Origin of the sequence: uncultured Acidovorax sp., from assembly GCF_964021665.1 — a bacterium.
GTDB classification, from domain to species: Bacteria; Pseudomonadota; Gammaproteobacteria; order Burkholderiales; family Burkholderiaceae_C; genus Acidovorax; species Acidovorax temperans.
On sequence record NZ_CAXIAK010000114.1, the window covers coordinates 1 to 9389 of the forward strand.

Annotated in this window: 3 protein-coding genes; 1 reads left to right on the top strand and 2 read right to left on the bottom strand. The window is 66.6% G+C overall.

Translation table 11 applies throughout. The features are described from left to right. Both AADJ04_RS16545 and AADJ04_RS16550 read right to left on the bottom strand, forming a co-directional pair. Positions 1-1279, bottom strand: a 1279-nt coding sequence (locus AADJ04_RS16545; protein ID WP_341240284.1) for a transglycosylase domain-containing protein, incomplete at its 3' end; no start/stop codon positions are given. 86 nt (positions 1280-1365) lie between these two features. Further along, positions 1366-7392, bottom strand: coding sequence for an MG2 domain-containing protein (locus AADJ04_RS16550; protein WP_341240282.1), 6027 nt, complete (start codon positions 7390-7392; stop codon positions 1366-1368). Between the two features lie 335 nt (positions 7393-7727). Between AADJ04_RS16550 and AADJ04_RS16555 the strand changes: the two genes are divergently transcribed. Beyond that, positions 7728-9074 carry a hypothetical protein gene (locus AADJ04_RS16555; protein WP_341240283.1) on the top strand — a complete coding sequence of 449 codons (1347 nt, stop codon included), beginning with the start codon at positions 7728-7730 and terminating at the stop codon, positions 9072-9074. The last annotated feature ends 315 nt before the right edge of the window (positions 9075-9389 follow it).

Sequence of the window (9389 nt, forward strand, 5' to 3'; positions counted from 1 at the left end):
CGCGCAACGGCAGGGCCAGCTCCCCCAACTGGTGGTGGAAGGCATCCGGCGTCACCATCACCAGCGTGCGCACGGCCGGCACATTGAGCGACGCGGCCAGCGCCGTGCGCACCGATACCCAGCCCTTGAACTGGCGGTCGTAGTTCTGCGGGATGTACAGGCCGCTGGACGTGGCGATCTGGGCCGACGAGTCATCCACCAGCGAAGCCGCCGTGAGCCGCTGCTCGGCAATCGCCTGCGCGTACAGAAACGGCTTGAGCGTGGAGCCCGGCTGGCGCGCTGCCAGCACGCCATCCACCTCACTGGCCTGGCTCAATGCGCCTGACGACCCCACCCACGCCAGCACTGCACCCGTGGCGTTGTCCAGCACCAGCACCGCGCCGTCTTCCACATTCCGCCCGCGCAGTTCACGCAGGTGCTGCTGCAGGGTTTGGGTGGCAAAGCGCTGCAAGGGCGCGCGCAAGGTGGTGCGCAGCTTCGGGGTGCCATTGCTGGCGGCGGATGGGGCGGCTGGTGACGCTGCCGCCGCCTCTGCCTGCTGGCGCAACGCATAGCGCGCAAAGTGCGGCGCTGCGCCTTCGGTCGCATCAAACGCACGCCGCTGCACGGCAGCGGTGGTGAACAGCTCCAGCGCATCGCAATCCACTTCGGCTTTTGGCGGCTGCATGGCCCGCAAGACGCCGCAGGCACGCTGCGCCACCAGGGCCGGCTTGGCGTTGGGGGCACGCACCAGGGCGGCGGCCACGGCTGCCTCGCGGTCTTGCAGACCATGGGCTGCCTTGCCAAACAGAGTGCGGCTGAGCGCATCAATGCCCACCACCTCGCCGCGAAACGGCACGAGGTTCAGGTACGCCTCCAGGATCTGGTCCTTGCGCCAGCGCCGGTCCAGCACCTGTGCGGCCACCGTCTGCCCCATTTTTTGCACCACGGATCGCCCGCCGGGCCCCTGCCTCCAGTCGCCATCCAGCAGCCCCGCCAGTTGCATGGTGATGGTGCTGGCCCCCCGCGTGCGCTGGTTCCACAGGTTGCCCCAGGCAGCGGCCGAGGCAGCGCGCCAATCCACGCCGCTGTGCTCGTAAAAGCGCTTGTCCTCACTCAGCACCAGCGCCGTGCGCAGCGCAGGCGAAACATCGGCCAGCGGCACCCACTGGCCGCGGCGCACCGTGGCGTCGGTGCGCAGGCGCTGCACCACCTCCCCTTCACGCGAGAGGATGAGCGTGTCAGACGGGCGAAAGTCGACGCGTACCTCGTCGTAGGTGGGCAGCGCGTGGGCAGCCATGGCCGTTGCCCAGGCAAGCAGCACCACAGCGCATTGCCGCCAGGCGCTGCGTGGCGGTGGGGCTTGGAACAAGGCGTTCAATGCCCTCAACGCGCGGCCGCTCCCACCTTCACCCGTGCATTAGGGGCCTCACCAAACATCTCGGGCGCGTACAGCGCTTCCACCCGGCTGGGCGGCAAGGCGAAGTCGCCCACGTTGTTCAGGCGCACGGTGTATTCCATGGTCACCGTGCCCTTGGGCAGGTACTGGTAGTAGCTGCGGAAGGACTCAAAGCTGCGCTCTTCAAATGCCGCCCAGCCGCTGCCGCTTTGCTTTTCGCCCTGTGTGGCAATTTCCGAGTCGCGGCCCAGGCCGCTGCCCAAAATGGTGGCGCCGCCCGGGATGGGGTCGGTGATGGCCACCCAGGTCATGTCGGCGCTGGCATTCACTTCCAGCTTCACACGCAGCACGTCGCCACGGGTGTACTGGCCTGCAGGCAACGACTTGTTGGCCTGCTCGACCGGGGTCACCGTCTTCTTGATGGAGTAGCCGGCTGCGAACGGCGCCTTCAGCTCCACCGCAGCGACCGATTGCAGGGTGAGCCAGGGCTTGCCTGTACCCTGGTGGGTCACCTCCAGCGCCTCTTTGCCGCCAGCCTTGCCCCAGGGCAGGAACATGCTGTTGTTCTTCAGGTTACCCGGTGCTGCGGGCGCGCCAAACCAGGTGGTCTGGTGGGCGGCGCCGCTGGCGTCGGTGGTCTTGACGCGCTCGACTTTGCTCCAGTCCACGCTGGCGTTGTTGCCGCCCATGGCGGCCTTGGTGGCGCCCGCCACGGGCGTGGCTTCAAACTTGGCGCTGAATTTTTCCAGCGCCAGGCCACCCCACAGGTTGGCCGTGGTGGTGTGCCAGGCACCGGCCTGCTGGCGGCTGATGAAGCCATTGGCCAGGCGGCCCATGTCGTCCTTCCAGGTGGGGTCGTCCATCACGGCCAGCATCAGGCGTGCGGTGTTCACATCGCCGTTTTGCATCAGCCACCACCAGTAGTCATCCTGCTCGGTGCTGAAGATGAGCTTGGTGCCCTGGAACGACAGGCGCGCGCGCAAAATTTGCATCGCCTCGGCCAGGCGCTTGTCGCGCTCGGGCACGTCGGCCACGCGCTTCAAAACATTCACCCAGTCAATCACCGAGTGCGTGGGCCACTGGTTGGGCGCAATGGTGATGCTGCTGACCATGCGGCCCTGGGCCTTGCCGTAGCGCGACAGCGCCTCGATGGCGGCGAGCTTGCGCATGTCCAGGTCCTTGCGTGGGCTCCAGTGATTGCGCTGGATGCGACCTTCCACAAACGCGATCAGGGCGCGCTCCATCGGCGCACGGGCCTCGTCGGGCAGCGCAAAAGCGGGGCTGATGGCGCCAGCCTCGTGCGTGGCGGCCAGCAGGTAGGCCGTGAGGGTGTCGCTGCCCGTGTTGGCATCGCCGCTGCGTGGCGGGAAGTAGCTGGCCAGACCGTCGCTGTCCAGATACGTGGGCAGGTTGGCCACCACGGTTTGCCACAGCTTGCCGTCGCGCATGCCCACGGCCTTGCTGGTCTGCTGCTCCAGGCAGCTGAACGGGTAGGCCGCCCACCAGTCGCGCACGCCGGGCAGGCCCCCATCTCCCGAGCCTCCCAGCTTGGGCTGCAGCGACATCTTCAAACCGCCCCGGCCGGGGATGGCGTCTGCGGGCAGCGCGGCATCGATGGCGAACTTGCCATCCACCTGCACCAGCGTGGCCTGCTGCACCGTGAGCGGCACGGCGGGCACGATGCGCTGGCGGGCCTTGAGCGCATCGGTAGCGCCCGAAGCGGTGTCGCGCGCCTGGATTTCCCACAGGATGGCCTCGGCGCGGGTCTGCGCGAGTTGCGCGGGCGCCGTCACGTCCCACGCCACTTCACGCGCTTCACCAGCGGGGATGTCCACCTGCTGGGGCTTGAGTTCCAGCAGCGTGGCACGCGGTGCCACCTCCACCTTCATGGGCGCCTTGGTGGTGTTGCGCAGGGTGATCTGCGCACGGAAGTTGTCGCCCTCGCGCACCAGCGGTGGCAGGCCGCTGATGATCTGCAAGTCTTGCGTAGCGCGGATGCTGGTGCTGCCGGTGCCAAACAAGCCCGCAGACGCATCGGCCACCGCCACAATCTTGAAGGTGGTCAGCGCGTCGTTGAGGGGCACCGTCACCTTGGCCTGGCCGTTGGCATCGAGCTGCACGGTGGGGTTCCACAGCAGCAGCGTGTCGAGCAGCTCACGCGTTTGCGCACGGCCGCCGCCGCCCCCTGCAGGCACCGCCTTCTTGCCGTAGTGGCGCCGGCCAATGATTTCCATCTGTGCGGTGGAAGTCTGCACGCCCCAGCTGCGGCGCTGCAGCATGGCTTCGAGCAGGTTCCAGCTGGTGTTGGGCATCAGCTCCAGCAGGGCCTGGTCCACGGCGGCCACGGCCACTTCGGCGTGGGCTGCAGGCTTGCCGCCGGGCAGCGTGGCCGTGATGGTGACCTGGGCCTTGCCGCGCACCGGGTAGCTTTCCTTGTCGGCCGCCACCTTCACGTTGATCTGGTGGGTCTCTTTGCCCACGCGGATTTCAGCCAGCCCCAGGCGGAAGGCGGGCTTGGACAAATCCACCAGCGCTGAAGGGGCCTGGTATTCCTTGCCCTCGTACCAGAAGGCGTTCCACCACTCGCCCGGCGCCTTGAAGCCCCAGGTGAAGAAGCTGTACCAGGGCACTTCGCGCAGGCGCCCGCGCAAGGCCAGCACGCTCACATACACGTTGGGCCCCCAGTCGGACTGCACCTTCAGGCTCACCGTGGGGTCTTGCCCATTGAGCTGCAGCACATGGGTTTCGATGATGCCCTCGCGCTCCACCGCCACCAGCGCAGTGGCAAAGCGGAACGGCATGCGCACCTGGAACTTGGCGGTCTCGCCCACCTGGTAGCTCTTCTTCTCGGGCAGCAGGTCGATGCGGTCGTGGTCCTCACCGCCAAACCACAGTTCGCCCTGGCGAGTCACCCACACGGACGAAGCAGCCTCGCTGGTGTTGCCATCGCGGTCGGTGGCGGTCACCACCAGTTCCACCTCACCGGCCTCGTCCAGCTTGGCGTCGCACAGCAACAGGCCACGGCTGTCGCTCTTGCCGGTGCACACCGTGCCCAGGTCTTTGGTGGATGTCTGGTTGTCGTAGCTGTAAAAGCCGCCCACCATGCGCTTGCGCGTGGTGGTGGTGATGCGCGCAATGGCCTGCACCTGCAGCGCCGTGCCCGGTGCGGCCTGGCCATTGTGCTGCAGCGCCAGGGCCTGGAAGCGGATCTTCTGGCTGGCCGATGCCCAGCCCTCGGTCTTGATGCCCGCTACCACGCCCGCAGGCCACAGCGTGTGGGTGCTGCGCAGGGTTTGCACTTCGCCATTGGGGTCGGCGTAGGTGGCTTCCAGCAGCAGTTCACGCGCGCGGCGGGTCTGGGGCAGGTTGTCGATGGTGACCTTGCCGGTGCCGTTGCGGTCCAGCGTCAGGGGCAGCTTGTCTGCCACCACGCGGGCGTCCTGGCCAGCGCTGGCTTCTTCATCATCACTTTGCGCACTGATGGCGCCCTTGTGGCGGGGCGGCGTGAAGCTGAACATGTCGTAGTCGGCAAACTGCAGGACCTTGCTGCGCACCAGGGCCGACACGCGCACTGGCAAGTTCGCCGCGCCACCGCCCGCCACGTAATTGACCTGCACATCGGTGGGCACCGAGCGTACGCGTACCAGGGGCTTGCTGTCGGCCGGCGCAATGCGCCCTTCCAGCACCGGCAGGCGAAACTCTTCCACGCGGAACTGGCCGGTGGTGATGGTGCCACGCTCTGCGCCTTGAAGCTCCACGCTGTATTCCCCCAGCTTGGCAGCAGGCGAAATGGCAAAGCTGTTCACGGCACTCAGCCCGCCCGTGGGAATTTTGCGCCACTGCACCGGCTGTTCAAACTGCTGGCCGCTGCCCACATGGGTGATGAGCAAGGTGCCTGGGCCTGCAGCGGGTGCGTCAAAGCCCTTGCGGTTTTCCAGGCGGTAGTAGTGCTTCATCGAGACCGTCTCGCCCGCGCGCAGCAGGGTGCGGTCGAACACGGTGTGCGCCCGTGCATCGGGCTGGACCTCGCTGCTGGTGGGCACATTGAAGCGCCAGGGCTCAATGCCCCGCTGCCAGTCGCTCCAGGTGAAGGCCATGTCTTCCACCTCGCCCTGCGTATGGCGGGCACTGACGAAATAGGCCGACGAACCCTGGCCGTAGTCGTCGTTGCTGTGGCAAGACGGCGCATCGGGCGACAGCCCCTCGATCAGGGCCACGCCCTGCTCGTTGGTGATGGCCTGCGCCAGTTCGCGCCCTCGGCAGTCCGACACGCGCACCTTGGCGCCCGCCACCGGTTTGCCCTTGTCCAGCGAAGTCACCCACACCGCCGAGTTTTCACGCCCCAGCTTGAAGTGCACGCCCAGGTTGGTCACCAGCGCCGAGGTGCGCACATACATGGTGCGGCCCTCGCCATGGCGGCCATCCAGCAACGAGGCACCCAGCTTTTGCGATGCGATTTCCACCACATGGAAGCCCGGCGGCAGCGGAATGCCCACCACCTCGAACGGGCGCAGTTCCTTGCCGGTGACCTGGGGCAAGTCCAGCGTCTTGACACCGCCCTGCCCCGCCAGCAACGAGAGCATGCGGGTCTGCACATGGTCGCGTTCGTCGTCAATCACCTTGGGCAGCGGGCCCTTCACGTCGCGTGCGGCCACACGGCGCTGCACGTGGTAGTCGTCATAGCGCGCCACCTTGCGGAACCAGGCAATGATGTCGGCGTCGGTGGACGGCTTGAGCGTGCTCACCTTGCCTGTAGGCGGTACAGGCGGTACAGGCGGTGTTGGCGCTGGCGCAGCGCCCGTCTGCAGGCCTTGCACCTTGAGGCCCGCTTCCACATTGCGCAGCGTCACCGGCAGCAGCGCGGGGCCATCCGGCCCCTCGGCAAAACGCTCGACCACGCCAAATGGCGCGGCGGCAAACTTGGCCAGCGGCGGCAGGCCCGCCGTAGCCACCTTCAGCGGAAAGCTCGCGGCATTGCGCAGGGTGCGGCCCGAGGCGTCTTTGAAATCCTTGGGCAGCTCCAGCGTAAAGCTGGTCTGCTCTGGCAGGGGCGCGTCGAACTGCACGCCGTTGATCACGGAATCGGCATCGCCGCCGTCCTCGCCGCCATCCACCCTGGGCTTGAAGGTCTCGTTGGCCGACTTGAGCCGGATGGCCATGGCCAGCTTGCGCGGCACCGGGGCGTTGAACGACAGCGACAGCGGGCGCAGCGGCATACAGGCCGCCTGGGCGTTTTCACGCTCGCAGCTGAACTCGGCCGCAAACGCTTCGCGCACCCGGTAGGTGAAGCGCTTTTCCACGCTGTTGGCCACCCCGCTGGGCGTAGCCACGCCCTTGCCAAACACCAGCTGCAGTTGCGAGCCGGAGGTAAGCCGGCGGTTGCAGGCAAAGCTGGGGAACTGCAGTGGCTCTTTCGCGGCCCGCTTTTCCAGGCCCAGGGCCTTGAGCAGGTCGGTGCGCTGGGCACCTTCAATCATGCGCACCGGCACGCGCTCGCCCACGCCTTCCAGCGCGCACCACACGTTGGCCTGTACGCTCTCGGTAGTGGCGGGCCCGTTGAGCTGCAACACAAAGAACTGCTCTTCGTCGAGCTGCTGGTAGGTGTTGGGCCGCACGCCTTGCACAAAGGGGCCACCGCTATTAAATTGATAGCTCTTTGCGCCCGTCAACAAAGCGCCAGAGGCTGATTTGAACTCAGGCTTGACGGTGGCCGCGCAGCGCATGCCCGGGGGCAGGTCGGCCTCGAAGTCGAACACCCATTCCCGCTCGCTGGTCCAGCGGCCTGTGCCCTTGGAGGCTGCCGCATCGTTGCAACTGATGGCCAGCGGCGCCGGGGCCTTGGGGTCGCCAAAGGTCACGGCCGCCACATCGAACTTGGCCACCGCCTGGCGCACCCGCGCCACCTCGCCCTGCGGGCTGAAGCTGACGATCTGCAACGCCTGCGCCTGTGCGGCCAACAGCAACCCGCCAACCAGCGCCGTGGTGGCCCGGGCATTCCTCCAAAGTGTTTTCATTGTGTTTGTCACTCTTGCCTGCAAGGGGTATGAGAGCCTGTTTACGGTCTCCCAGGGGTCGCGCAGCGGTCTTTGCGGGCGCCCGCAAAGACCGCTGCGCGAAGGGTTGGAGCGCAATCCCCTGCGAGATCGTAAGCAGGCTCTGAGCGTAGCCGATGCACCCGCTCAGGCGCTACCGCGCGCCGCCTGTCCAGACCGGGAATGTGTGAGAAAGTGCAGCCGCCAAGCGCCTGTGTACCCCACCTATACTCCCGCGCAATCTATTGGCGCTGCCTCCCATCCAAGCGAAAAACGCCCGGGCAGCGCACCCCGCGCAGGGAGGCGGGAGCAACACCATGGCCACAAGACCCACGGGCTTCGACCAGACTGCCCAGCCCGCCAAACAGCCCGCCCCGTTCTGGCACCGGCTCAACACCTTCTTCACCTTCCCGCTGCAGTCCAAGCCGCTGATGTACAGCCTGATCCTGGCGCTGTCCAGCATGCTGTTCAAGGTGATCTTCTTCCTGCCCGATGCCCTGGGCATCCTGATTGTGGAGATCGGCATCTTGCTGGCGGCCTCGCGCTACGGTTTCAAGATCACCGCCCTGGGCTCGCGCGGCATCTACAACGCCGATGACTACCCCGCCGAGCTGGACCCCGACTGGAAGAACCTGCCCTGGAAGCTGTTCGCCATCGTCATTGCGCAATCCATGGTGGTGGGCTGGCTTCAGAGCGTGAGCCCCACCCTGGGCACCCTGGCCTGGCTGGTCATGTGCTTTTTGCTGCCCGCCACGCAGATCGTGCTGGTGCAGACCTGCAGCTTCGTCGAAACCCTGAACCCCGCCAACGCCTGGAACGCCGTGCGCACCATTGGCTGGCCGTACCTGCTGCTGTGCGTCTTCCTGTTCCTGCTGAGCCAGGGGACCTTCATCGCGCTGGGCCTGCTGCAGCCGCTCTTCAAGGGCTGGATTCTGCTGCCCATCGTCAACTGGGTGCTCATCTATTTCAGCTGGGTCATGGCCAGCCTGCTGGGCTACGCCATGTACCAGAACCACGAAGCCTTCGGCATTGACCTGCTGCCCGGCGCAGGCCTGGACGATGACAAGGCCCCCGTGGACCGCCGCACGCCACGCCAGATTGAGCAAGACGCCATCGACGCCCAGGTGGCCCAGCTGGTCACCGCTGGCGACATGACCGCCGCTGTGGCCCTGGCCTATGAAGAGCAGCGCATGCGCGGCGAAGAAGTGGCCGCACAGCGCCGCTACCACCGCGTGCTGGCACTGGCCGAGGGCAAGACCGCCACGTTGCTGGACCATGCGCAGCGCTACATCCCGCTGCTGCTGCGATCAGGCCAGAGCGGCGAAGCCCTCAAGGCCTTCCAGACCTGCCGCGCCAAAGACGCGCAGTTTGCGCTGCAGGACGCCCCCACCACCCTGGCCCTGGCCAAGGCCGCGTGGAACACGGGCGACGCGAAAGACGCCCTGGCCCTGCTGCAAGGTTTTGACCGCCGCTTCAAGGGCCACGACGCTGTGCCCGCCGCTTATGAGCTGGTGGCCCGTGTGCTGCTGCAGGGCCTGAACCGCGCAGACATGGCGCTGCGTGTGCTGGCCACGCTGGAATCGCGCCACCCGGACACCGAGGCGGCACGGGAGACGCGGTGGTTGCTGCGGAACCATGTGCCGCAGGGGGCGGTGGGGGGTTGAGGGTTAAATTGGGCTCTAGCGCTTATGGGATAAGCGCTGGTAGCTATTGAATTCATAGTGATCTGGTTCGTCGCCAGTCTTTTGGCTGCATGCTTTTGCAAAGGGCGGGAGCCGGGATGTGCGCCCGGCGGCGCAGTAACTTTCTTTCGCTTCGCCGAAAGAAAGTCACCAAAGAAAGGGCGACCCCACTGTCTGCGTCCCCTGCGCTTCGCTACGGGGCAACCTGCGGTGCTCGCGTCCAGCGGGGTCTCGCTCGAACTCGCTTCGCTCAGACAATCGCGAGCCCTGATCCGCTGGCCGCTGCGCTCCTCGGCG